This window comes from Sphingomonas sp. (assembly GCF_017304615.1).
Taxonomy (GTDB): Bacteria; Pseudomonadota; Alphaproteobacteria; order Sphingomonadales; family Sphingomonadaceae; genus Sphingomonas.
Genome location: NZ_JAFKLZ010000001.1, coordinates 664340 through 685143, shown reverse-complemented (window position 1 = coordinate 685143; position 20804 = coordinate 664340). Strand labels below are relative to the sequence as shown.

Here is a 20804-nt window from a genome sequence, read left to right as displayed (position 1 = left end):
CCCGTGTGGATAAAGCCGTGAGATAGCGATAGGGCGTGGGCGTGGCCAACCATCGCATCAAGGACATCAAGCTCGACGAGCGCACGATCGTGTGGCGCAGCGCCGATGTCGAGCAGGAACGCCGCATCGCGATCTACGACCTGATCGAGGAAAACAGCTTTCGACCGCATCGCGACTATCCTGACGGTTATGATGGGCCATATCTCCTGAACCTTGGAGTCGAGGAAGGGCGTCTGGTGCTCGACCTGGCGCGCGAGGACGGGTCGCGGCTCGAAACGCTGATCCTGTCGCTCGGTACGCTGCGCCGCCCTATCAAGGACTATTTCGCGATCTGCGACAGCTATTACGACGCGATTCGTCACGCTAGCCCCTCGCAGATCGAGACGGTCGATATGGCGCGGCGCGGCATCCACAACGATGCCGCCGAATTGTTGCGGGAGCGCTTGTCCGGCAAGATCGAGGTCGATTTCGACACTGCGCGGCGGCTGTTCACGCTGATCTGCGTGCTGCACATCCGGGCCTGAGACGTGGCGCGTGTCCGATGGTGGGCCGTACTGGCGGCGATTACGGTGGTCTTTGCCGGGACGCTGTATCTGTACGCGCTCAACTGGCGTCCGTCCGATGCGGACTACGATCTTCAGGGGATCGACGTGTCGGCGGCGAACGGCAGTATCGACTGGGCTGCGGTCCAAGCGGCGGGCGCGAAATTCGGCTATATCGCCGCGACATCGGGAACGGACCGCGACGCGGCGTTCGAAGACAATTGGCGCGGCGCGGCGGCCGCCGGGATGCGGCGCGGCGCTGTTCACGTCTGGTCGCTGTGCCGAGGCGCCGATGAGCAGGCGAACAATTTCAATACGACCGTGCCTAAGGACCCAGCCGCCCTACCGTCGGCCGTATCGCTGGATTTCGCAGCGGGCTGCGACACGCGCCCCGACCGCGAAACCCTCGTTGCCGCCCTGAGCCGCTATCTGGCAGTCGTCGAGGCGAACACTCGGCGGCCGGTCATCCTGTTCGTCAGCCGCGCGTTCGACTCCCGGTACCACATTACCGAGGCAATCGACCGCCCGGTGTGGAGCGCGCAGAACTTCTTCGCGCCCGATTATGCCGCACGGCCATGGCGGATGTGGCGTGCGAGCGATATGCGTCGGATCGACGGCGTCAGCGAACCGGTCAATTGGGATGTGGTGGCGAAATGAGTGACGGTGAACGATTGATCGAGGCGGCGCGCGAGGCGGCGAAGAACGCTTACGCGCCCTATTCGGGGTTTTCGGTCGGCGCCGCGCTGCTGATGAGCGACGGCTCGGTCATCGGCGGCGCGAATTTCGAGAATGCGAGCTACGGCCTGTCGCTGTGCGCCGAGACGGTCGCCACGGCGACCGCCAGCGCCGCCGGGCGGCTGGCGGAGATCGTCGCGGTCGGGATCGTCGGCGGAATGAGGGAGATAGGCGGCGTCGAACCGATCCTTCCATGTGGCCGCTGCCGCCAGATCCTCAACGAGGCCGCACAGCTCGGCAAGCGCGACCTCGCAATCTATTGTTCGGGACTGACCGGCGGGCCAATCGCCGAATATCGCCTATCGGACCTCCTGCCCCACGCCTTCGGCCCGGCGAACCTCGGGATGGCGTGACGCCGTCCACAACTTTTCACGCAAGGCCGCCTTGCCCGCCACGCCGCCAGGCAGCATCGTCGCGCGAAGGGAACGATCAACGCATGTCCATCCTCTCCGACCGCTGGATTCGCCGACAGGCCACCGAACACGGCATGATCGAGCCGTTTGTCGAGGCGCAGCGGCGCGAAGGGTGCATCAGCTATGGCCTGTCCTCCTACGGCTATGACGCGCGCGTGGCGGACGAGTTCAAGATCTTTACCAATGTCGATTCGGCGACTGTCGATCCCAAGGATTTCGCCGCGAACAGCTTCGTCGATCGCAAGACCGACGTCTGCATCATCCCGCCCAACAGCTTCGCCCTGGCCCGCACGGTCGAATATTTCCGCGTGCCTCGCGACGTGCTGGTAATCTGCCTCGGCAAGTCGACCTATGCGCGGTGCGGGATTATCGTGAACGTCACTCCGCTCGAACCCGAATGGGAAGGCCACGTGACGCTCGAATTTTCGAACACCACTCCCCTGCCCGCCAAGATCTACGCCAATGAGGGCGCGTGCCAGTTCCTGTTCCTGCAGGGTAACGAGCCGTGCGAGACGAGCTATGCCGACCGCGCGGGGAAATATATGGGCCAGCGCGGGGTGACGCTGCCGAGGCTGTAAGCGCCGAAGCCCAAGTTCGATCTTGCGAGCGCAACGAAGCCATCCGGAAAAAAGCGCGATTGCTAGGCTGGTTCGCGCGGAGCAGCAAAAGGCCGGCGGAAAACGAAAAAGGGCGACCGCTCGCGCGACCGCCCTTTTTCTTCATCCGACGAGGAAGCGTCAGAATTCGTTGGCGTAATATTCGTTGCCGATGAAGCCGAGCTTCGTAATGCCCGACCGCTTGATCACCGCCAGCACCTTATCGACCTTCTCATAGCGCGCGTCCGGTGACGGCTGGAAGTGCAGTTCGGGCTCGGGCACGATCTGCTTGGTCGCTTCGAGATATTGTGCAAGCTGTTGTTCGTTCGCAATCTCGGTGCCGTTCCAGGTCATCCGGTCATCCGCGTAGATGATAATCTTGTTCTTCTGCGGTTCGACCGGAGGCGGCCTGTTATCCTTATTCTGGACCGGCAGATCGACCTTCACCGCATGCGTCTGCATCGGGATACTCATGATGAACAGAATGAGAAGCACCAACAGGACGTCGATCATCGGCGTCATGTTGAGGTCCATCATCGGCGAGCCATCGTCCCTGCCGCCACTCATTGCCATGATTCAAAACTCCGTAATGTCGCGGGGGAAGGCGTCAGGAAGCAGGACCGCCGCGGGGCGGCGGCTGCGAAATGAAGCCGACCTTGATAAAGCCCGCACTCTGCATCGTGTAGATCGCCCCGCCGACGCACTTGTAGGGAACGTTGACGTCGCCACGGATGTGCACTTCCGGGATCTTGTCGGGATCGATCGGGCCGGCCGCTTCCAGCCGCTCGATGTCGGCCTTCATCTTCTTGCTGGCCTTGTCGAACAGTTCCTGGTGACCCATCCGGGTCATGCCCCAATAAACCGCGCACTCGCCCTTGTCGTCGGTCGTGATCGACAGGGATACGTTTTCGGGCTTGGTCGTGGTCGGGTCGTATTTCACGTCCGGCAGCTTCAACTTGACGTTCTGTACGATCACGGGAACGGCGATGAGGAAGATGATGAGCATGACCAACATCACGTCCACCAAGGGCGTGGTGTTGATGTCCGACATGGGGGTGTCGTCGGACCCACCTCCAGAACTGAACGCCATTTAGCTTTCCTATCCTTAATTCTTGTCACCCCGCCATACCGGCGGGGTGTCGGGGCGGGAGGAGCAACTCCTCCCGCTGATCACGAACCCGGCTTGACGGGCACGCCGCCGGTCTGGCCGGCCGTCGTGGTCGCCGGCTTCGCCGCCGGAGCAGCCTTCACCGCGCGCGACGCCGGACGGACCGCACCGTTGGAGGCGAGATAGCCGAGCACGTCGTTCGAGAACGAGCTGAGGTCTTCCGAAATCGCCTTGTTACGACGTTGCAGCCAGTTGTAGGCAAGCACCGCGGGAACCGCGACGACCAGACCGAAGGCCGTCATGATCAGCGCCTCGCCGACCGGGCCGGCGACCTTGTCGATCGAAGCCTGACCTTCTTCACCGATCTTGATCAGCGCGCGGTAGATGCCGAGCACGGTACCGAACAGTCCAATGAACGGTGCCGTCGCGCCGACCGTCGCGAGGAAGGCAAGACCGCCGCCGAGCTGCGAGTTGATCGTGTCTTCCGACCGACGCAGCGAACCGTGCAGCCAATCGTGCGCCTCGACCGGATCGGTCAAGCGGCTGTGCTGTTCCTGAGCGGCCAGGCCGTCGTCGACGAGCTGCTTGTAAGCCGAGTTCTTTTCGAGCTTCGCTGCGCCTTCGCGCAGCGAATTCGCGTTCCAGAAGCTCGCCTTCACGCGGCGCGCCTGGTTCATGATCTTCTGCTGTTCGAACAGCTTCGTGAACATGATGAACAGCGAGAAGAACAGCATGATCGTCAGGATCGATGCGACCGCCCACGAAATGAAACCGCCCTGCTGGAGCGCGTTCCAAACGCCGAACTGTTCAGCGGCGCTCCCCGAGGCGCCAGCATTAAGGATGGAAATGCTCATTCGATGCTTCCTCTATAAATCGTCGTCAAATCATAATGGGGCCGGACGCGGAAAGCCGCGCCCGGCAATGGCTTATTCGTCCTTCAATTCCCAGCGGACGCCCGGGATCGGATACGTCGACTCGATCGGATTGCCTTCGGCATCCTTCGCAGGGTCGAATCGACCGTTGCGTATGGCGAGACGGCAGGTCGTATCATCAAGATCGGAATTGCCGCTCGATGCCGTCACCTGACAATTCGTCACGCGTCCGTTCGTCCCGATCACGATGCGTACCGACACGCGACCCTGGGCACCTGCGCGCTTCGCAGCCGCCGGGTACGAATCCTGCGGGAACCAATTGCCGATCGAACCCCTAGGCTTCACCGGCGTCGCGATACGCGGCGGGGCCGGCGGCGCGGGCGGGGCCGGAGGGGCCGGCGGCGCAGGCGGAGCCAGCGTCGGCGGCTGAGGCGGCTGCGGCGGGAACGTCACCGGCGCAGGCACCGGCGAATTGAACACCGGCGGCGCCGTCGGCGGCGGCGGCAGATTCGGCTGGTCTGGCGGCGGGGGCGGCGGCTTGTCTGGCGGCGGCGGCGGCGGCGGCGGCGCCACGTCGAATGTGTTCAGTTTCTCCGCGACCTTCTTGGCGACACTCGACGCCAGACCGGTCACGAAGGCGTAGCCGAACGCCGCAACGATCAGCGAACAGATAACGATCGCTACGATGCGGCTGCCGGTAGTATCACGATCAGCATATGCCATTCAGAAAACCAACTCCCTAGACCCGACCCTCGTATCGCGGACCGTTAACCGGCCAGCAACGAACCCTTCGGCTAACGCCAGACCGGGCAGAACGCGAGTCTCTATCGCCACGTTATGACCGACGCAAACGCTTTGTCGGACGCAACAAACTATCAAACGCACTGCCGCAGAATTATTTCTGTTTCGAGACGATGCCTTCCTCTAACCCTTTCGCAATGTCGAGTGTTCCCATGATACGATTCCCCGCCTCGCTGGCGTTGGCCATAGCGTTTCCCTGGCAAGCGACGGCGACGCCCGCGGCTGCGACCGCGCCAGCGCCCTCCTATCGCTACGCCACCATCGCGGATCTCGTGATCACTGCACCGATGGTAATCGACGGCGCAATCCGGAGCGTCGTGAAGATCAAGGGAGCGGAGGCTGCCAACGTGCCGGTGGGCTATGCCCGGCTGTATGTCACGGTCGACGTGATCGCGTTGATCCGCGGACCGGGTGCGGTGCCGCCACGCGTCGGTTATCTTTATGATGTCAAACTGGATTTGCGCGGCAGCGTGCCCAACCTGAAGAAGCAGCGCGTGCTGCTTTTCGCGCGGCCGGTCGCGACGGCTGCCGACCAGATCCAGCTCGTTTCGAACGACGCGCAGCTCGTCTGGAGTCCGGCCACCGAGGCGACCGCGCGCGGCATCGCAACCGATCTATCCGGCGCCGATTCTCCGCCCGCCATTACCGGCATCAGCAATGCCTTCCACGCTGCCGGCACCTTGCCCGGCGAGGGGGAAACGCAGATATTCCTCAAGACCAGCGGGCATCCGATTTCGCTGTCGATCATCCGCAAGCAGGACCAGCCGCCTGTGTGGACGGTGTCGCTGAGCGAAGTAGTGGATAACGCCTTGCCCCCGCCACGGCGCGACACGTTCCTCTGGTATCGCCTCGCATGCGGTCTGCCGCGCATGCTGCCCACCGAGATGCTGGCCGGACTCGATCCCGCCGACGCCGCCGCGGCCCGGGACGATTATGCACTGGTGCAGAAGGACTTAGGGAACTGCCGCAGCTAGCGGCGGATGCGAACCAACGTGATGCCGATCGATTCGCCGGCCTCGGCGATCGCCAGCTTGATGATGCCGACCTCAACCCGCGCGACTCGCTTGTCCTGCAGAAACAATGTTTCGCAAATGTGCTCGGCGACCGCTTCGACCAGCTTGAAATGCACGCCTGCCGGCAGCGCGGTCGTCGCCGCGTGCTTCAAGTCGAGATAATTCTTCGATTCGGTCAGCGGTGATTCGGGGCCGAATCGGTCCGGCACATCGAGATCCACCGTCACCGAAATCCGCAACGGCTGCGGCAAGTGGGTTTCCTCGGAATAGATTCCGGTCAGCACCATCACTTCGAGATCGTGGACGTGCAGTTGCAAGCGGTCAGTCATCGCTCGCGCCCCTGCCCTGCCCGCCCCGCGCGATCAACCCCGGTTCTCCTTGCGTTAAGTCGCGATGCCGTTAAACGCGCCCGCCCCGGACATTCCGTCCGCGCAGAGGAGACCGAAGTGCTGGAGTTCGTGCCGATCGCGACCGTCGATCCCGCCGCCGTCGAGGCGTTGCTGGACCGCGCGTTCGGCCGAGACCGGCACGGCAGGACCGCCTATCGCCTGCGCGCTGGCGTCACGCCGATCCCCGAACTGAGCTTAGCGGCGGTCGAGGACGGCGCGCTGGCCGGCACGATCCAGTGCTGGCCGGTCGAGATCAACGGCGATGACGGCAGCGTTCACCCGATCGTTCTGGTCGGCCCCGTCGCGGTCGAGCCGGCGCGGCAGCGCGGCGGGCTGGGCAAGGAACTGGTCCACCAGGCGCTCGACGCCGCGGTAGAACTCGATCTCGACGGCGCGATGATGCTGATCGGCGATCCCGAATATTACGGCCGCTTCTGGGGATTCAGCGCCGACGCGACTCACGGTTGGCGCTTGCCGGGGCCGGTCGAACGGCATCGCCTGCTCGCGCGCGGCTCGGATGTTCCCGCGATCGGCGGCATTCTCGGCCCGCGCGTGGCGGTTGCGGCGTAACGTCGGCTCGCCTAGCGGTGGCCCATGCCGATGGAGCCGCCGCCCGACCTCGCCAGCCTGTCGCTCGCCGACATTGCACAGCTGGCAAGCGAAAAGCGGCTCCCGCCGGTAGACAAGTGGCACCCGACGCATTGCGGCGACAGCGACATGTGGATCGCGCGCGACGGGACGTGGTTCCATATGGGCTCGCCGATCGGGCGGCAGGAAATGGTCCGGCTGTTCTCGACCATCCTGCGGCGCGAACCCGATGGCGGCTATGTGCTCGTCACACCGGTCGAAAAGCTCGACATCGCGGTCGAGGATGCGCCGTTCGTCGCGGTCGAAATGAAAGCGGAGGGCGAGGGCCGCGACGCGAGCCTGGCATTCCGCCTCAACACCGGTGACCTCGTGACCGCCGGGCCGGAGCATCCCCTGCGTTTCGTCCAGGCCGATGACGGCCCTCGCCCGTACCTCCGCGTGCGCGGTGGGCTCGAGGCATTGGTGGTGCGCAGCGTCTATTACGACATCGCCGAACGCGCGCTGGCCGGCAACGACGAAACCCTTGGCGTGTGGAGCGACGGCGCCTTCTTTCCGCTGGAGCCAGCCGAATGACGCTGGCCGATCGATTGCGCGCGGCGCTGGCGGCGGACGATCACGCCCCCGTGCTGCTGCCGGGCGATGGAGGGTCGTTTAGTGGAGGGACGCCGGCGCCGGCCGCCGTGCTAGTGGCAATCACCGATCAGACGCAACCCGGCGTGATCCTGACCCAGCGCACCGATACGCTCCGCCGCCACGCCGGGCAGGTCGCCTTCCCCGGCGGGCGCATCGATCCGGAGGATGCAGATGCCGCCGCCGCCGCCCTGCGGGAGGCCGAGGAAGAGATCGCCTTGCCCCGCGGTGCGGTAGATCTGGTAGGCGCGGCGGACCCTTACCTCACCGTCACCGGCTATACGGTGACGCCGGTCATCGGCGTGATCGCGCCGGGCCTCACCTATCGTCCGAACGAAGCCGAGGTCGCCGACGTGTTCGAAGTGCCGCTCGCCTTCGTGCTCGATTCGATGAATCAGATTCAGGTCAGCACCGAATGGCAGGGCCGAATGCGCACCTACTACGAAATCAACTGGCGCGATCGCCGCATCTGGGGCGCGACGGCGGCGATGCTGGTCAATCTCTCCAGGCGGCTGCGATGGGCGACGTGATCCTCCCCCCCGCCGCATGGCGCGATCATCCGGGGCTGCAGCGCCTGGTCGATGCGCTCGGGCCAGGCAATGCGCGGATCGTCGGCGGCGCGGTCCGTGACACCATACTCGGGATCGACACGGCCGACATCGATCTTGCGACGACACACGCCCCGGATCGCATCATCGACCTGTTGGAAGCGGCCAGGATCAAGGCAGTACCGACCGGGATCGAACACGGGACGATCACCGCGGTCGCCAGCGACGGCGTCTATGAAGTCACGACGCTCCGACGTGACCTCGATACCGATGGCCGGCGCGCGACGGTCGCTTTCACCGACGACTGGCGCGAGGATGCGGCGCGTCGCGATTTCACGATCAACGCGCTCTATGCCGATCCCGTCAGCGGCGAGATATTCGATTATTTCGACGGCATCGCGGATTTGGCGGCGCGTCGCGTCCGGTTCATCGGCGACCCCTTAAAGCGCATCGCCGAGGATCACCTCCGAATCCTGCGTTTCTTCCGTTTCCTCGCGCGGTTCGGAGATACACCCGATCCGGCGGGGCTGGCGGCGTGTGCAGATCGCGCCAACGACTTGATGGCGCTGTCGCGGGAACGGATCGCCAACGAATTGCTCCGCCTGCTCGTCGCACCGCGCGCGCCGGAAGTCGTCGCGCTAATGCTGAAGCATGGAATTTTCGCGCCTGTACTGCCGGAGATCGGCGATGCGGCGCGGCTTGAGGCGCTGGCAAACCGGGAAAAGGCGGCGGAAATCGAGCCCGACCCGGTCCGCCGGCTCGCCTCGCTCCTGCTCGATGACCCCGCAGCGGCGACCGCCGTTGGCGCGCGGCTCAAGCTTTCCAATTTGCAGCGCCGCCGCCTCGAAAGTGCGGTGTTGCCAGTCGATGCGTCGCCTCGTGAACTCGCCTATCGGCTGGGCATGGAACAAGCGGTCGATCGCCTGCTGCTGTCAGGTAACAGCCTGGAGGCGTTGCGGGGCTGGACGCCGCCGCGATTGCTGATCTCGGGCGGCCAGCTCGTCGCGAAAGGTCTCACCGCAGGCCCCGATGTCGCGCGGACGCTGCACCGGATCGAGGAACGCTGGATCGCGGAAGGTTTTCCCGACATCGACCGCGTCGCCGTCATCGCCGACGAGGAGGTCGCTCAGGTGTTGGACGCCATCAGGAAATCGTAGGCGGCATCGGCCTCGAGTGGCCTGGCATAAGCATAGCCTTGACCAAAGGTGCAGCCGAGCGCCGTCAGCGTCTGGGCAAGTTCGTTGGTCTCGATCCCTTCCGCGGTCGTATCCAGTCCCAGCGCCTGGGCGAGACTAAGAATCGCGCGGACGATCGCGATCTTGTCGCGGTCGGCCAGCATGCCGGTCACGAAACTACGGTCGATCTTGAGCACGTCGATCGGCAGCTTCTGCAGATAGGCGAGGTTCGAATAGCCCGTCCCGAAATCGTCCATCGCCAGCGTGGTGCCCAGCTGCTTCAATGCGTGCATCGTATCGGCGACGCGTTGCGGATCCATGATCAGCGCGCTTTCGGTGAGTTCGAGCGTAAACCGGCTGCCCGCAAGCCGGTGTGCCATCAGTGCGCTTTCGACGGCGGGAGCGACGTCGTCCCGATGAAGCTGGATTGCCGACAAATTGACCGCGAACTTGACCCCGCAGCCGCCGCCCGCGCGAATATCCCATTCGCGCAACGTCCTCGCCGCTTCGTTCAGCGCCCAACGGCCGAGCGGCACGATCAGGCCCGATTCCTCCGCGACCGGGATGAAGTCGTTCGGCGAATATTCCTGACCGTTCTCGCCGGTCCAGCGCGCGAGCGATTCGAACGCGACGATCCGGCCCGATGCGAGATCGCAGATCGGCTGATAGGTCAGCCGCAGCCCGCCCTGTTCGATCGCGCGGCGCAATTCGGTCTCGATCCCGAACGCCGCGCGTTCGGCGTCGAACGCCAGCGTCTGATAGCGCTCGGCATGGCCCGACGCCTTGGAACGCTTGACCGCGAACTGTGCGTGGCGGATCAAGTCTTCCGGATCGTCGATCTCATCGCTGCCGAACGCGATACCGATCGAACACGCGACGCGGATCTCGAAGTCGGACATCCGAAAGGGAGACGCCAGCGCCGTCTCGATCCGCTGCGCAACTTGGTCGGCTTCCCCGGCCCCCTGTTCCAGTGTCAGGAGTATACCGAACTCGTCCCCGCCGGTCCGCGCCAGCACGTCGACCGCACGCAACGCGCCCTTCACGCGACGCGCTACGGTAATCAGCAGTTCGTCGCCGGCCATCGAGCCCATACACGCATTGACCCGGCTGAACCGGTCGAGATCGATGACCAGCACGGCATAGCGCGTCGCACCGCCGCCCGCCGAGATCCGTTCTTCCAACCGTTCGCTGAACGAGGCGCGGTTGGGCAGCCCGGTCAGACTATCGGTCATCATTTCGCGGCGTAAATTGCGTTCCGTGCGCAGTTCGCCGGTGTGATCAGTCAAGGTGATGAAACAATGGGTCGATTTGGCGGAGCGGCGCGCGAGTACGACTCGAAAGTGCCGACAATCGACCGCACTGCCGAACTCCCAGGAAAATTCCTCGCGGTCGTTGTCGCTGGCGAGGAATTGCGACAGCCGGTCGCCAAGGTGTTGGATCAGTGGCGATTGGCCCTCGCCGCTGCCCAGCCCCGCCCGCCGAAAAGCACTATTGGCGGCGGCGATCACGACCCCCTTGGTGCCGGGTCCGATCAGCGCCAGCGCCACCGGTATCAGTTCGATCGACGTGGCGATACCAGGGATGTCGCCGGGGTGCAGCGCACCCTCCGCGGGCTCGGCGGAAATGCGGGGGTTGGTTTTCAAACGGGAAAATCCGAGCACCATTCCCGCCGCGCTAGCGCAGATTAGTTAAAGCGGCCTGAAGCTTGTTTGGGAAATCAGCGACTTAAAACTTGTTGTCCCGCGGGAAACCGGTGGGTGGCATCTGCCCGGCGGCGCCACGCGCGGTCCGCCACCGCTGCAAGTCGGTTTCCGTCCGCATGCGCCCGCTTTCGCCGCCCATCGCCCAGGAAAGCCCGTCCGCGAACTTGAACGTCACCGCATCGGAAAGCCCGCCGTCGCGATAGCGCTGAAGCTGCACCCCCTGCCCCTTGGCGAGCTCGGCCACTTCACCGAGCGGGAAGACCAGCATCTTGCGGTTGTCGCCGATCGCCGCGACGTAATCATCCTCGGAGCCGATAGGCTTGACCAGCTTGAGCTTCGCGCCCGGCCGCGGATTGACCACGCTTTTGCCCTTGCGCGTTTCCGCCACCGCGTCCGCCGCCTTGAGCACGAAGCCGCGCCCGTCGCTCGCCGCGACCAGCAGCCGCTCGCTATGCGTCGCCGGCAGCAACGCGACGATCCCAACCGCCCCGTCGAGGTCGATCATCAGCCGCACCGGCTCGCCGAATCCGCGTCCGCCCGGCAATCTGTCCGCCGCCAGCGTGTAGAACCGCCCGTTCTCAGCCGCGAGCAACAGCTTGTCGGTGGTCTGCGCATGGAACGCCAGGAACGCGCCGTCGCCTTCCTTGAACTTCATCGCGTCTGCGCTAGCGAGTTCGACATGGCCCTTCATCGCGCGGATCCAGCCGCGCTGCGACAGGATGACGGTGATCGGCTCGCGCTCGATCATCGCCTCAAGCGGGATTTCGCGCGCGGGGGCCGCTTCCTCAATCGTCGTGCGGCGCTTGCCGAGCGCGGTTTCCGGGCCGTAGCGATTCCGGATTTTGCCCAGGTCGCGCTTCAGCCGCGTGCGCTGCCGCGCATCGCTCGACAGCAACAGTTCGAGGTCGCCCTGTTCCTTCTCCAGCGCGTCGCGCTCGTTGCGGATTTCCATTTCCTCAAGCCGCCGCAAGCTGCGCAGCCGCATGTTGAGGATCGCTTCGGCCTGGCGGTCGGTCAGCCCGAACTCGGCCATCATCACCGGCTTGGGCTCGTCCTCGGTACGGATGATCTCGATCACGCGGTCTAGGTTAAGGAACGCGATCAGATAGCCGCCCAGCAGTTCGAGCCGGTCAGCAATCTTGTCGAGCCGGTGCTGCGAGCGGCGGCGCAGTACGATAAAATGGTGTTCAACCCACTGGCTCAGCGCCTCCTTCAGGCTCATCACTCGCGGCGTCCGTGTCGCATCGAGCACGTTGAGGTTCAGCGGTACGCGTGTTTCGAGGTCGGACAGGCGGTAGAGGCTTTCCGTCAGCGTATCCGAATCGACCGTCCGACTGCGCGGTTCGAGTACGATACGGACATCCTCCGCGCTTTCGTCGCGGACATCGGCCAGGATCGGCAGCTTCTTCTCGTTGATCAGGTCGGCGATGCCCTCGATCAGCTTGCCCTTCGACACGCCGTACGGGATTTCGGTGACGACCAGATGCCAGCCGCCGCCCTTTTCGTTGACGCGTTCGATCCGGGCGCGGGTGCGGAAACTGCCGCGACCGGTCGCGTAAGCCTCGGCGATGGCGGCCGGGCTGTCGACCACCACGCCGCCGGTCGGAAAGTCCGGCCCCTTGACGTAATCGAGCACATTAGCGTGGTTGTTGTCGATCAGCGCGATCGCCGCTTCGATCAGTTCGGCGGCGTTGTGCGGCGGGATGCTCGTCGCCATGCCGACCGCGATTCCCGCAGCGCCATTGGCGAGCAGGTTCGGGAACAAACCGGGCATCAACTCCGGCTCGTGATCCTCGTTATTGTAGGTGGGGCGGAACCCGACCGCGTCCTCGTCGAGCCCGTCCATCAGGTCAATCGCGACCTGGGTCAGACGCGCTTCGGTGTAGCGATAGGCCGCGGCGTTATCGCCATCGATATTGCCGAAATTGCCCTGACCGTCGACGAGCGGATAGCGTAGCGCGAAATCCTGCGCGAGACGGACCATCGCGTCATAGACCGACTGGTCGCCATGCGGGTGATACTTGCCGATGACGTCGCCGACCACGCGCGCCGACTTCTTGTAGGCGTCGTTCGGGTTCATCCGCAGCAAGCGCATCGCCCATAGCAGGCGGCGGTGGACCGGCTTCAATCCGTCGCGGACATCCGGCAGCGACCGCGCCGTGATTGTCGACAGCGCATAGACGAGGTAGCGTTGTTCGAGCGCGCGGTCGAAGGGCGCGTCGAACACGCCGATCGGCGGATTGTCAGGAAGATCGGTAATTTCGGAAGCCATCGAGCGCGGTTAATGTGGTTTGTCCGAACAGGCTAGACCGGGCTCGGCAGATCGCGCGCGATTTCGGCGAGAAGCCATTCGCGGAATCGCTTGATCTTCGTCACGCCGCGCCGTCCCTCGGGATAGACCAGCCAATAGGCATAGCCCCGCGTTGACACTTGATCGAACGGCCGCACCAGTCGCCCTTCGGCCAGATCGTTGCGCCAGAAGAAAGGCGTCAGCATCGCCACGCCCTGCCCCGCCATCGCCGCGTGCCCCTCATGCGCCTGGCTGTCCAGACGTACGCCGCCGCGCGGCGGCCCCGCGGGAACATCCACTCCTGCCTCGCGCAGCCAGAAGGGCCACCACGGATCGTGCGGGCTGATCTGCGGCACGCGAAGCAAGTCCGCAGGCGCCAGTGGGCCGTGCCGACGCAGGAACCCGGCGGAGCACATCGGCGTGAAGTCGATCGGCAGCAGCAGATCCTGATGCAATCCCTCCCATCCGCCGAGCCCGGCGCGGATCGCCACATCCACGTCGTCGCCGGCAAAATCGGTCAGGGCGTCGCTGGTCAACAGGCGCACGGCCATTTCCGAATGGTGCATCTGAAAGCTGCCGAGCCGCCATGCCAGCCACGTATTGGCGAAGGTGTTCGACGTAGACACGGTCAGCACGCCCTCGTCATCCGCGCGGACCGCGCCGAACGCCTGATCGATCGCGTCGAACGCGCGCGTGATCTGCGGCGCCGCGCGGCGGCCAGCCTCGGTCAGCACGACTCGGCGCTTTTCACGGCGGAACAAGGGCACGCCGAGCCGCTCTTCCAATAACTTGATCTGATAGCTGACCGCCGCCTGGGTCATACCGAGTTCGGCGGCGGCGCTGGTGAAATTCTCATGGCGCGCGGTAGCTTCGAACACGCGGATGGCGGCAAGAGGCGGCAAACGGCGCATGGGGTTTGATAAGTCCAGCTTGTTATTATTGTCCAACGATTTGTTGGCAGCGCGCAGCAGCATCGCGCATATCGACATGGCTAGCGACACCCTCTCTGACCGAAAAAGGAATTGACCATGCGTGACGATTTCCTGAGCGGCGAATGGGCCGCCAGCCACCACCTCCTGAACGGCAATATCGATAAGCTGACCAAGCGGATCGTCCGCCTGTTCGGCGACACGTTCGAGGCCCTCACCCGCCAGCAATTCGACGCACCTTGGCAGCGCCGCTGGCGGCAGGTGAAGATCGGCAGCTCCCGCTGATCTCGCGGGCCGACCGCTGCCCCCTCGCGGTCGGCTCGTCCCATCGTTATCAAGCGGCAATGCCGTCGAACGATACATTCGCTCCGCTGACCTGGGCAGAGCTGACCAGTCGCCCTCGTCCGTCTCCCCAGGCGAAGATCGCCTATGGCCCGGACTCGTATCAGAAGGTCGATGTCTGGCTTCCCGGAGGTCGGGGGCCATACCGGGTCGTGCTGATGGTCCATGGCGGCTGCTGGACGACAAGTATCGCCGACTGCAGCCTGATGGATTGGGCGGCCAGCGACCTACGCGATGCGGGTTATGCGGTATGGAATATCGACTATCGCGGGGTCGATCGGCCCGGGGGCGGCTATCCGGGCACATTTCTCGACGCCGCCGCAGCGACTGACCTTCTGCGCGACAACGCCGCTACCTTCGATCTGGACCTCAGCTGCATCGTCGCGGTCGGCCACAGCGCTGGCGGACACCTCGCCTTGTGGCTGGCGGCACGACGCAAGCTGCCCGTCGACAGCCCCCTATGCACACCCGACCCATTGCCGATCGCGCGCGCTATCTGCCTAGGCGGCCTGCCCGATCTCGAAGCGGCCGCGGCCAGCCCCGACAATGGCTGCGGCGTCGATGTCGTCGGCCAACTGGTCGGCAGCGAGCGTGCCGATCCCTATGCCGACACGTCCGTCCCGCTCCTGTTCCCGCTTGGCGTGCCGCAGGATCTCGTCAACGGCCGCGAGGACGCCATCATCCCCTATCGGCTAGCGACCGACTACGTTGCCCAGGCGAATGGCGAAGCAACGCTCCACACCGTCGCGAACACCGGCCATGTCGAACTGATTGCCCCCGGCAGCGCCGCCTGGGCTCAAACGAAGCATCTTGTCGCCGCCGCTTTCCGCGACTGAACTGCCCACGTGATTGCGCGCGGAGGCGCTTTCCTGTAACGGCGACAGCTTCTTCGCCCCGGCGCGCAACCTGCGTTGCCGGGGCGCTCTATTCGAAGGGTAAGCGCCGACCATGGCACGCCGCCGCCAGATCTACGAGGGCAAGGCCAAGATCCTCTATGAGGGGCCCGAGCCCGGCACGCTCATCCAGTATTTCAAGGACGATGCCACCGCGTTCAACGCCCAGAAAAAGGGCACGATCAACGGCAAGGGCGTGCTCAACAACCGGATTTCGGAGCACATCTTCAACTTGCTCGGCATGATCGGCATCCCGACGCATTTCATTCGCCGTCTCAACATGCGCGAGCAGTTGATCCGGCAGGTGGAGATCGTGCCGATCGAGGTCATGGTGCGAAACGTCGCCGCGGGATCGCTGTCGAAGCGATTGGGGATCGAGGAAGGCACGCAACTGCCACGCACGATCATCGAATATGCCTACAAATCGGACGAGCTCGGCGACCCGATGATCACCGACGAGCATATCGCGGCGTTCGGCTGGGCGAGCCAGGAGGAGATGCACGACATCGCCGACCTAGCGATCCGCATCAACGATTTCCTGTGCGGCCTGTTCGCCGGGATCGGCATCCGACTGGTCGACTTCAAGCTCGAATTCGGACGGATCTGGGACAATGACTACGGCCGGATCATCCTGGCCGACGAGATTAGCCCCGATTGCTGCCGCCTGTGGGACATCGAGACCAACGAGAAGCTCGACAAGGACCGCTTCCGCCGTGACCTCGGCGGCGAGGTCGAGGCGTATCAGGAAGTCGCGCGCCGGTTGGGCCTGTTGCCCGAAGGCGGCGACACCGCCGTGCTCGACCTCGATCAGGCCCGGCGGGACCGCGGCAAGTAGCCGCGGCCATCGCGTTCAGGCCGCGACAGCGACCTCGTAGTTGGCCGTCGTCTTGGCCGCGACCTCTTCGGCGGTGACGCCGGGCGCGGTCTCGATCAGGCGGAACGGCGAATTGTGATCCGGCCGCTGGAACACCGCGAGATCGGTGATGATCATGTCGACTACGTTCTTGCCGGTCAGCGGCAAGGTGCATGACGGGATGAACTTGGGGTCGCCGTTCTTGCTGGTGTGCTCCATCACGACGATGATCTTCTTGACGCCGGCGACCAGGTCCATCGCGCCGCCCATGCCCTTGATCATCTTTCCCGGAATCATCCAGTTGGCGATGTCGCCATTCTCGGCGACTTCCATGGCGCCGAGCACGGTCAGGTCGATATGTCCCCCGCGGATCATTGCGAAGCTCTGCTCCGACCCGAAATAGACTGATTGCTGCAGCTCGCTGATCGTCTGCTTGCCCGCGTTGATCAGATCGGGATCGACCTGGTCCTCATACGGGAACGGCCCGATGCCGAGCATCCCGTTTTCGGACTGGAGCGTCACTTCGACGCCCTGGGGAATATGGTTGGCGACCAGGGTTGGAATGCCGATGCCCAGGTTCACATAATAACCGTCACGCAATTCCTTAGCGGCGCGCGCGGCCATCTCGTCGCGAGTCCAGGGCATCAGTCGTCCTTTCTGGCAACCGCTACGGGAAGCGGCAAATCGTTGGTCGGGGCGTTGCGCTCGGCGTCGAGCCCCTCCCAGATGCGGTTGAGCATTTCGTCCTGCGAGTGACCCAGCGCCTTACCCCAGGCAGCGGCGGCGTGGCGCGCGGCGTCGACCAGCGCGATGCCGAACAAGGCTGGGTCCGGACCCAGCGCCTTAGGATTGACGAAATAACTGGTCGGGCCGTCGGGTTTCGCCCAAGCGCGCAGGAATTCGCGGCCGCCGCCGAGCATGTCGGCGAAGGGCACGAGGTCGATCGGGATCGGCTTGTCGGTCATTTCACTTCCACCGGCCCGGAAACAGGCGGCGTAACCGGCGCGGCCGACACCGGTCCGGGATCGACCCAGCGCTTGTCGCGCGGGAACACCGTGTCGAGATCGCCCTTCAGTCCCGTTCCATAGACCGGGTTGGGCAAGACGAACCAGCCATGCCCCCATAACATCTTGACCGCGCGGCCTTGCGCGAGCGCTCGCCGCGTGACGGGGTCGAGGTTGGGCGTATTGAACAGATCGCTGAAATCTCCGAGCTGATCGCCCGCCATCGCAATGACGCAATATTTCGCCGCGATCGCCGAGCGTCGCGCGTCCTTCGCGCCGCCAGTGCCAGCGTCGCCCTGCAGCCAGAGGTTGCGCAAATGCTCGACCGGCCCCAGCCCCGCGCCGGTCAGCGCCGCCTCGGTCTCTTTCGCGTTCGCCGCCATTCGATTCGAATTGAACACCAGGGTTACGCCCGACGCTTTCGCGACGCGTGCCAGTTCGATCATGCCCGGCGTCGCGACGACCGCGTTCGCGCCGGTCTTTTCCCAGCGTTCCCAGCGCAACTGGTCGTAGGGGCCGCCGCGTTGGCTGTCGTCCGCCTCATAGCCGAGGTTGAGCAACGCGGTCTCGTCGATGTCGAGCACGACCGCGAGCGGCTTCTTGTCGCAACTCTCGAACGCGGGCGCCTCCAGCGTCGCACCGGGCTTGAGGACGACGGAGAATACCGTCTGGCCGACCGCACGGTCGCTTGACTTGGCGATGATCGTATCAATCACGCCGAGATACGCCTGATAACTCAGCGCCGCCGCTTCGCCCGAGCCATAAAGATACTGCATCCCCGGCGGCACCTTGCCTGCGACCGGGGGAGTCGATGGCGGCGCAACGGTCGTGCCGTCAGGCGGCGGAAGTTCCTTCAGGCCGGTCAGTACGACCGCGCCCGAGGCCGGCGACGCCGGTTTGCGCTTCTTCTCTTTCGCCTTCCGCTGGTTCTTCTGCGTGGTCGAGATCACCGCCGCGCCGGCCGCGGGGAAAGCCGCTACCGCGACGCAGCCCGACAGCGGCACCGCCGCGCCCGCCAGACACAACAGGGCGATGGGCAGCTTCACGCCGCGGCACGCTCCCGCACGGTGCGGAACTCGATCTTCTTGTCGTACGGGCTGCCGACTATCAGCCGGTTGACGTAGATGCCGGGCAAGTGGATCTGGTCTGGATCGAGCGCGCCGACCGGCACCACTTCCTCGACCTCCGCGACGCAGACCTTGCCCGCACCGGCCATCGGCTGGTTGAAGTTGCGCGCCGTCTTGCGGAAGATCAGGTTGCCGCTCTCGTCGGCCTTCCATCCCTTGATGATCGACAAATCGGCGCGGATGCCGCGTTCGAGGATATAGTCCTCGCCGTCGAAATTCTTGACTTCCTTGCCATCCGCGACCTGCGTGCCGACGCCAGTCTTGGTATAAAAACCGGGGATGCCCGCCCCGCCCGCGCGGCACCGCTCGGCCAGTGTTCCCTGCGGGCAGAACTCTACCTCCAGCTCACCCGCCAGATATTGCCGCTCGAACTCCTTGTTCTCGCCGACATAGGAGGAGATCATCTTCTTCACCTGGCGCGTGCGGAGCAGCTTGCCGAGCCCCTCTCCGTCGATCCCCGCATTGTTGCTGGCGATCGTCAGGCCCTTGGTCCCAGCCTCAAGGATCGCGTCGATCAGCCGTTCTGGGATGCCACACAGGCCGAACCCGCCCGCGCAAATCGTCATGCCATCGAACAAAACGCCATCGAGCGCGGCAGCGGCATCGGGATAGAGCTTGCGGGCCATTAAAACTCCTTGGGTTTGGGGAGCGAATAGAAGCGCTGGCGCAGCGGGGCAAGCCATGGGCTATGCCCAAACGGCCGCAACGGTCCGGGGCGCCGCATCTCCGGCGAAAACATGGCCGTCGCTCGTCGCATCCGCCCAAAAGCCGCCAAGAATCGCGCGGAAAACCCAGCTCGGCCGCCGATCGTTGCGGCTGTGTAACCGCTCAAAAGGAGCAACCCGTAACACCGACCGAATGCCGGCTATCCCCTTGGCCGGCGGTCCCCACCACAACCACGGAGTGAATATATGCGACTTATCGCCGCATCTCTATTGCTGTCCGCGCTTGCCACCCCGGCATTCGGCCAGAACAGCGACAAGCCTTTTGACGGCGCCTCGATCACCGCGATCACTGGCGTCGACAATGCCAGCGCGTTCGGCACCTCCGGTACTGGCGTCCTCTATGGCGGCCAGATCGGTTACGATATCCAGTCGGGCAAAACGGTATTCGGCGTCGAAGGTGAAGTCGCCGGCGCCAGCACCAAATATTGCACTAGCCCCACGGCGACGACCAAGTTTTGCGACAAGGCCGGCCGCGACCTGTATGTCGGCGGGCGGCTGGGGTACGTCGTCGGTCGCTCGACGATGGTTTACGGCAAGGCGGGCTACAGCAACGGGCGCGATTCGGTGACCTACACCGACAGCGTCACCCCGGCGAACAACTCGAAAGGTGCCGGTAATCAGGACGGCTGGCGCGCAGGGGTCGGCGTGGAAACGCGGATCAGCGATCACCTGATTGCCAAGGCCGAATATCGCTACACCAATTATGCGAACAGCGATTACGGCCGCAATCAGGGCGTGGTCGGCCTCGGTTTCCGTTTCTGATCAAGCTTAGGAAGGGACTGCGCGGGGTTGCTTGCGCAGTCCCGGACGCGCTCAACGCCCCCGAGTCAAATCGAGGTGCCGAACAGCCGCCCGATCCCGAAGGTGACGGCCATGGCCAATGCTCCCCAGAACATCACGCGCGCCGCGCCGCGCAGCCAGTTGGCTCCACCAACCTGCGCGCCCACCGCGCCGGTGACGGCGAGCAGGGCCAACGTCATCGCGACCACCGCCGCAACCAGCGTACGACCGCCGAACAACAAGCTTGCCATCACGGGCAACGCCGCGCCGGCTGCGAAACTGGCCGCCGATGTGAGGGCCGCCTGGACGGGCCGTGCCGCCAGCTGCTCGTTGATGCCGAGTTCATCGCGCAGATGCGAGCCGAGCGCGTCGTGCGCCATCAATTGATCCGCAACCGCCAGTGACAGGTCGTGGTCGAGGCCGCGCTGGCGATAGATGGCGGCCAGTTCCTGGCGCTCCGCCTCCGGCTCTTCCGTCAACTCGGCGGTCTCGCGCGCAATGTCGGCGCGTTCGGTGTCAGCCTGGCTGCTGACCGACACGTATTCGCCCGCTGCCATCGACATGGCGCCGGCGAATAATCCCGACACGCCAGTCAGCAGGATGGTAGTCGAGCTGGCCCCCGCCGCCGCAACGCCGACGATCAGGCTGGCGGTCGACAGAATCCCATCATTGGCGCCGAGCACCGCCGCCCGCAGCCAGCCGATGCGCTGGACCAAATGCCGTTCGCGATGTTTTCGAATTGCCATGG

General features: G+C 64.6%; 26 protein-coding genes. 13 read left to right on the top strand and 13 right to left on the bottom strand.

Features of this window, described 5'->3' with window-relative positions; genetic code table 11:
* Nucleotides 1-41 precede the first annotated feature (41 nt).
* The 4 genes from J0J06_RS03405 (at nt 42) to dcd (ending at nt 2268) form a co-directional block, all read left to right on the top strand.
* On the top strand, nt 42-524 hold the full coding sequence (locus tag J0J06_RS03405) for a UPF0262 family protein (protein ID WP_294039943.1): 483 nt from the start codon (nt 42-44) through the stop codon (nt 522-524).
* Nucleotides 525-527: 3 nt separating this feature from the next.
* A complete protein-coding gene (locus J0J06_RS03400) occupies nt 528-1199 on the top strand; it encodes a GH25 family lysozyme (RefSeq protein WP_294039942.1) in 672 nt (223 codons plus the stop codon).
* Nucleotides 1196-1630 (top strand): cytidine deaminase, encoded by a 435-nt coding sequence (locus J0J06_RS03395; RefSeq protein ID WP_294039941.1) that lies wholly within the window; start codon nt 1196-1198, stop codon nt 1628-1630. Before J0J06_RS03400 ends, J0J06_RS03395 begins: the two co-directional genes overlap by 4 nt.
* Before the next feature lie 83 nt (nt 1631-1713).
* Entirely contained in the window at nt 1714-2268 is a 555-nt protein-coding gene (dcd, locus tag J0J06_RS03390) for a dCTP deaminase (RefSeq protein WP_294039940.1), read from the top strand.
* A gap of 159 nt (nt 2269-2427) precedes the next feature.
* Here dcd and J0J06_RS03385 read toward each other — a convergent pair whose 3' ends face one another.
* The 4 genes from J0J06_RS03385 to J0J06_RS03370 all read right to left on the bottom strand — a co-directional run bounded on the left by J0J06_RS03385 (nt 2428) and on the right by J0J06_RS03370 (nt 4989).
* Entirely contained in the window at nt 2428-2859 is a 432-nt protein-coding gene (locus J0J06_RS03385; RefSeq protein ID WP_294039939.1) for a biopolymer transporter ExbD, read from the bottom strand.
* A 34-nt stretch (nt 2860-2893) separates the two neighbouring features.
* Nucleotides 2894-3376, bottom strand: a complete 483-nt coding sequence (locus tag J0J06_RS03380; RefSeq protein WP_294039938.1) for a biopolymer transporter ExbD — start codon at nt 3374-3376, stop codon at nt 2894-2896.
* 80 nt (nt 3377-3456) lie between these two features.
* Nucleotides 3457-4248 carry a MotA/TolQ/ExbB proton channel family protein gene (locus tag J0J06_RS03375; RefSeq protein ID WP_294039937.1) on the bottom strand — a complete coding sequence of 264 codons (792 nt, stop codon included), beginning with the start codon at nt 4246-4248 and terminating at the stop codon, nt 3457-3459.
* Nucleotides 4249-4320: 72 nt separating this feature from the next.
* Entirely contained in the window at nt 4321-4989 is a 669-nt protein-coding gene (locus tag J0J06_RS03370) for an energy transducer TonB (protein WP_294039936.1), read from the bottom strand.
* A gap of 230 nt (nt 4990-5219) precedes the next feature.
* Between J0J06_RS03370 and J0J06_RS03365 the strand changes: the two genes are divergently transcribed.
* Nucleotides 5220-6041, top strand: a complete 822-nt coding sequence (locus J0J06_RS03365; RefSeq protein WP_294039935.1) for a hypothetical protein — start codon at nt 5220-5222, stop codon at nt 6039-6041.
* On the opposite strand, the gene J0J06_RS03360 is transcribed toward J0J06_RS03365, so the two are convergent.
* Nucleotides 6038-6409, bottom strand: a complete 372-nt coding sequence (locus tag J0J06_RS03360) for a dihydroneopterin aldolase (protein WP_294039934.1) — start codon at nt 6407-6409, stop codon at nt 6038-6040. The two genes, J0J06_RS03365 and J0J06_RS03360, sit on opposite strands and share 4 nt — an antisense overlap.
* Nucleotides 6410-6526: 117 nt before the next feature.
* Between J0J06_RS03360 and J0J06_RS03355 the strand changes: the two genes are divergently transcribed.
* Genes J0J06_RS03355 through J0J06_RS03340 form a run of 4 tightly spaced genes read left to right on the top strand, consistent with a single transcriptional unit; the run spans nt 6527 to nt 9392 of the window.
* Nucleotides 6527-7039 (top strand): GNAT family N-acetyltransferase, encoded by a 513-nt coding sequence (locus tag J0J06_RS03355; protein WP_294039933.1) that lies wholly within the window; start codon nt 6527-6529, stop codon nt 7037-7039.
* A 24-nt stretch (nt 7040-7063) separates the two neighbouring features.
* A complete protein-coding gene (locus J0J06_RS03350) occupies nt 7064-7630 on the top strand; it encodes a DUF1285 domain-containing protein (RefSeq protein ID WP_294039932.1) in 567 nt (188 codons plus the stop codon).
* Nucleotides 7627-8217 (top strand): CoA pyrophosphatase, encoded by a 591-nt coding sequence (locus J0J06_RS03345; RefSeq protein WP_294039931.1) that lies wholly within the window; start codon nt 7627-7629, stop codon nt 8215-8217. The genes J0J06_RS03350 and J0J06_RS03345 overlap by 4 nt, the downstream gene beginning before the upstream one ends.
* Nucleotides 8205-9392, top strand: coding sequence for a CCA tRNA nucleotidyltransferase (locus tag J0J06_RS03340; protein ID WP_294039930.1), 1188 nt, complete (start codon nt 8205-8207; stop codon nt 9390-9392). The genes J0J06_RS03345 and J0J06_RS03340 overlap by 13 nt, the downstream gene beginning before the upstream one ends.
* Here the strand turns inward: J0J06_RS03340 and J0J06_RS03335 are convergent.
* The 3 genes from J0J06_RS03335 to gcvA form a co-directional block, all read right to left on the bottom strand.
* Entirely contained in the window at nt 9362-10951 is a 1590-nt protein-coding gene (locus J0J06_RS03335) for a bifunctional diguanylate cyclase/phosphodiesterase (protein ID WP_294040819.1), read from the bottom strand. The genes J0J06_RS03340 and J0J06_RS03335 overlap by 31 nt on opposite strands.
* 184 nt (nt 10952-11135) lie before the next feature.
* Nucleotides 11136-13385 carry a DNA topoisomerase IV subunit A gene (gene parC / locus J0J06_RS03330; protein ID WP_294039929.1) on the bottom strand — a complete coding sequence of 750 codons (2250 nt, stop codon included), beginning with the start codon at nt 13383-13385 and terminating at the stop codon, nt 11136-11138.
* Between the two features lie 32 nt (nt 13386-13417).
* Nucleotides 13418-14314, bottom strand: coding sequence for a transcriptional regulator GcvA (gene gcvA / locus J0J06_RS03325; RefSeq protein ID WP_294039928.1), 897 nt, complete (start codon nt 14312-14314; stop codon nt 13418-13420).
* 117 nt (nt 14315-14431) lie between these two features.
* Between gcvA and J0J06_RS03320 the strand changes: the two genes are divergently transcribed.
* From J0J06_RS03320 to purC, 3 genes are all read left to right on the top strand, one after another.
* Complete coding sequence (locus tag J0J06_RS03320; protein WP_294039927.1) at nt 14432-14617, top strand: hypothetical protein; 186 nt, start codon at nt 14432-14434, stop codon at nt 14615-14617.
* A gap of 59 nt (nt 14618-14676) precedes the next feature.
* Entirely contained in the window at nt 14677-15510 is an 834-nt protein-coding gene (locus J0J06_RS03315) for an alpha/beta hydrolase (RefSeq protein ID WP_294039926.1), read from the top strand.
* 112 nt (nt 15511-15622) lie between these two features.
* Nucleotides 15623-16402, top strand: a complete 780-nt coding sequence (gene purC, locus J0J06_RS03310) for a phosphoribosylaminoimidazolesuccinocarboxamide synthase (RefSeq protein ID WP_294039925.1) — start codon at nt 15623-15625, stop codon at nt 16400-16402.
* Nucleotides 16403-16417: 15 nt separating this feature from the next.
* On the opposite strand, the gene J0J06_RS03305 is transcribed toward purC, so the two are convergent.
* The 4 genes from J0J06_RS03305 to J0J06_RS03290 are packed head-to-tail and all read right to left on the bottom strand — an operon-like array spanning nt 16418 to nt 19177.
* The gene (locus J0J06_RS03305; protein ID WP_294039924.1) at nt 16418-17065 is read right to left on the bottom strand and encodes a 3-oxoacid CoA-transferase subunit B; all 648 of its coding nucleotides are present in this window, start codon (nt 17063-17065) and stop codon (nt 16418-16420) included.
* Nucleotides 17065-17385 carry a DUF5076 domain-containing protein gene (locus tag J0J06_RS03300; RefSeq protein ID WP_294039923.1) on the bottom strand — a complete coding sequence of 107 codons (321 nt, stop codon included), beginning with the start codon at nt 17383-17385 and terminating at the stop codon, nt 17065-17067. The genes J0J06_RS03305 and J0J06_RS03300 overlap by 1 nt, the downstream gene beginning before the upstream one ends.
* Nucleotides 17382-18470: an HAD family acid phosphatase gene (locus J0J06_RS03295; RefSeq protein ID WP_294039922.1), complete on the bottom strand. Its 1089-nt coding sequence runs from the start codon at nt 18468-18470 to the stop codon at nt 17382-17384. Before J0J06_RS03295 ends, J0J06_RS03300 begins: the two co-directional genes overlap by 4 nt.
* Nucleotides 18467-19177: a CoA transferase subunit A gene (locus J0J06_RS03290; RefSeq protein WP_294039921.1), complete on the bottom strand. Its 711-nt coding sequence runs from the start codon at nt 19175-19177 to the stop codon at nt 18467-18469. The genes J0J06_RS03295 and J0J06_RS03290 overlap by 4 nt, the downstream gene beginning before the upstream one ends.
* A gap of 285 nt (nt 19178-19462) precedes the next feature.
* Here J0J06_RS03290 and J0J06_RS03285 point away from each other — a divergent pair, with 285 nt between their 5' ends.
* Entirely contained in the window at nt 19463-20038 is a 576-nt protein-coding gene (locus J0J06_RS03285; RefSeq protein WP_294039920.1) for a porin family protein, read from the top strand.
* 65 nt (nt 20039-20103) lie between these two features.
* Here the strand turns inward: J0J06_RS03285 and J0J06_RS03280 are convergent, their stop codons facing one another.
* Entirely contained in the window at nt 20104-20802 is a 699-nt protein-coding gene (locus tag J0J06_RS03280; protein ID WP_294039919.1) for a VIT family protein, read from the bottom strand.
* Between the last annotated feature and the right edge of the window lie 2 nt (nt 20803-20804).

Excerpts from the sequence above, each read along its gene's own strand:
- purC (WP_294039925.1), top strand. The coding sequence starts at position 15,623 with ATGGCACGCCGCCGCCAGATCTACGAGGGCAAGGCCAAGATCCTCTAT.
- J0J06_RS03315 (WP_294039926.1), top strand. The coding sequence starts at position 14,677 with ATGCCGTCGAACGATACATTCGCTCCGCTGACCTGGGCAGAGCTGACC.
- J0J06_RS03305 (WP_294039924.1), bottom strand. The coding sequence starts at position 17,065 with ATGCCCTGGACTCGCGACGAGATGGCCGCGCGCGCCGCTAAGGAATTG.
- J0J06_RS03365 (WP_294039935.1), top strand. The coding sequence starts at position 5,220 with ATGATACGATTCCCCGCCTCGCTGGCGTTGGCCATAGCGTTTCCCTGG.
- parC (WP_294039929.1), bottom strand. The coding sequence starts at position 13,385 with ATGGCTTCCGAAATTACCGATCTTCCTGACAATCCGCCGATCGGCGTG.
- J0J06_RS03350 (WP_294039932.1), top strand. The coding sequence starts at position 7,064 with ATGCCGATGGAGCCGCCGCCCGACCTCGCCAGCCTGTCGCTCGCCGAC.
- J0J06_RS03360 (WP_294039934.1), bottom strand. The coding sequence starts at position 6,409 with ATGACTGACCGCTTGCAACTGCACGTCCACGATCTCGAAGTGATGGTG.
- dcd (WP_294039940.1), top strand. The coding sequence starts at position 1,714 with ATGTCCATCCTCTCCGACCGCTGGATTCGCCGACAGGCCACCGAACAC.
- J0J06_RS03280 (WP_294039919.1), bottom strand. The coding sequence starts at position 20,802 with ATGGCAATTCGAAAACATCGCGAACGGCATTTGGTCCAGCGCATCGGC.
- J0J06_RS03320 (WP_294039927.1), top strand. The coding sequence starts at position 14,432 with ATGCGTGACGATTTCCTGAGCGGCGAATGGGCCGCCAGCCACCACCTC.
- J0J06_RS03345 (WP_294039931.1), top strand. The coding sequence starts at position 7,627 with ATGACGCTGGCCGATCGATTGCGCGCGGCGCTGGCGGCGGACGATCAC.
- J0J06_RS03380 (WP_294039938.1), bottom strand. The coding sequence starts at position 3,376 with ATGGCGTTCAGTTCTGGAGGTGGGTCCGACGACACCCCCATGTCGGAC.
- J0J06_RS03385 (WP_294039939.1), bottom strand. The coding sequence starts at position 2,859 with ATGGCAATGAGTGGCGGCAGGGACGATGGCTCGCCGATGATGGACCTC.
- gcvA (WP_294039928.1), bottom strand. The coding sequence starts at position 14,314 with ATGCGCCGTTTGCCGCCTCTTGCCGCCATCCGCGTGTTCGAAGCTACC.
- J0J06_RS03290 (WP_294039921.1), bottom strand. The coding sequence starts at position 19,177 with ATGGCCCGCAAGCTCTATCCCGATGCCGCTGCCGCGCTCGATGGCGTT.
- J0J06_RS03395 (WP_294039941.1), top strand. The coding sequence starts at position 1,196 with ATGAGTGACGGTGAACGATTGATCGAGGCGGCGCGCGAGGCGGCGAAG.
- J0J06_RS03370 (WP_294039936.1), bottom strand. The coding sequence starts at position 4,989 with ATGGCATATGCTGATCGTGATACTACCGGCAGCCGCATCGTAGCGATC.
- J0J06_RS03285 (WP_294039920.1), top strand. The coding sequence starts at position 19,463 with ATGCGACTTATCGCCGCATCTCTATTGCTGTCCGCGCTTGCCACCCCG.
- J0J06_RS03375 (WP_294039937.1), bottom strand. The coding sequence starts at position 4,248 with ATGAGCATTTCCATCCTTAATGCTGGCGCCTCGGGGAGCGCCGCTGAA.
- J0J06_RS03340 (WP_294039930.1), top strand. The coding sequence starts at position 8,205 with ATGGGCGACGTGATCCTCCCCCCCGCCGCATGGCGCGATCATCCGGGG.
- J0J06_RS03300 (WP_294039923.1), bottom strand. The coding sequence starts at position 17,385 with ATGACCGACAAGCCGATCCCGATCGACCTCGTGCCCTTCGCCGACATG.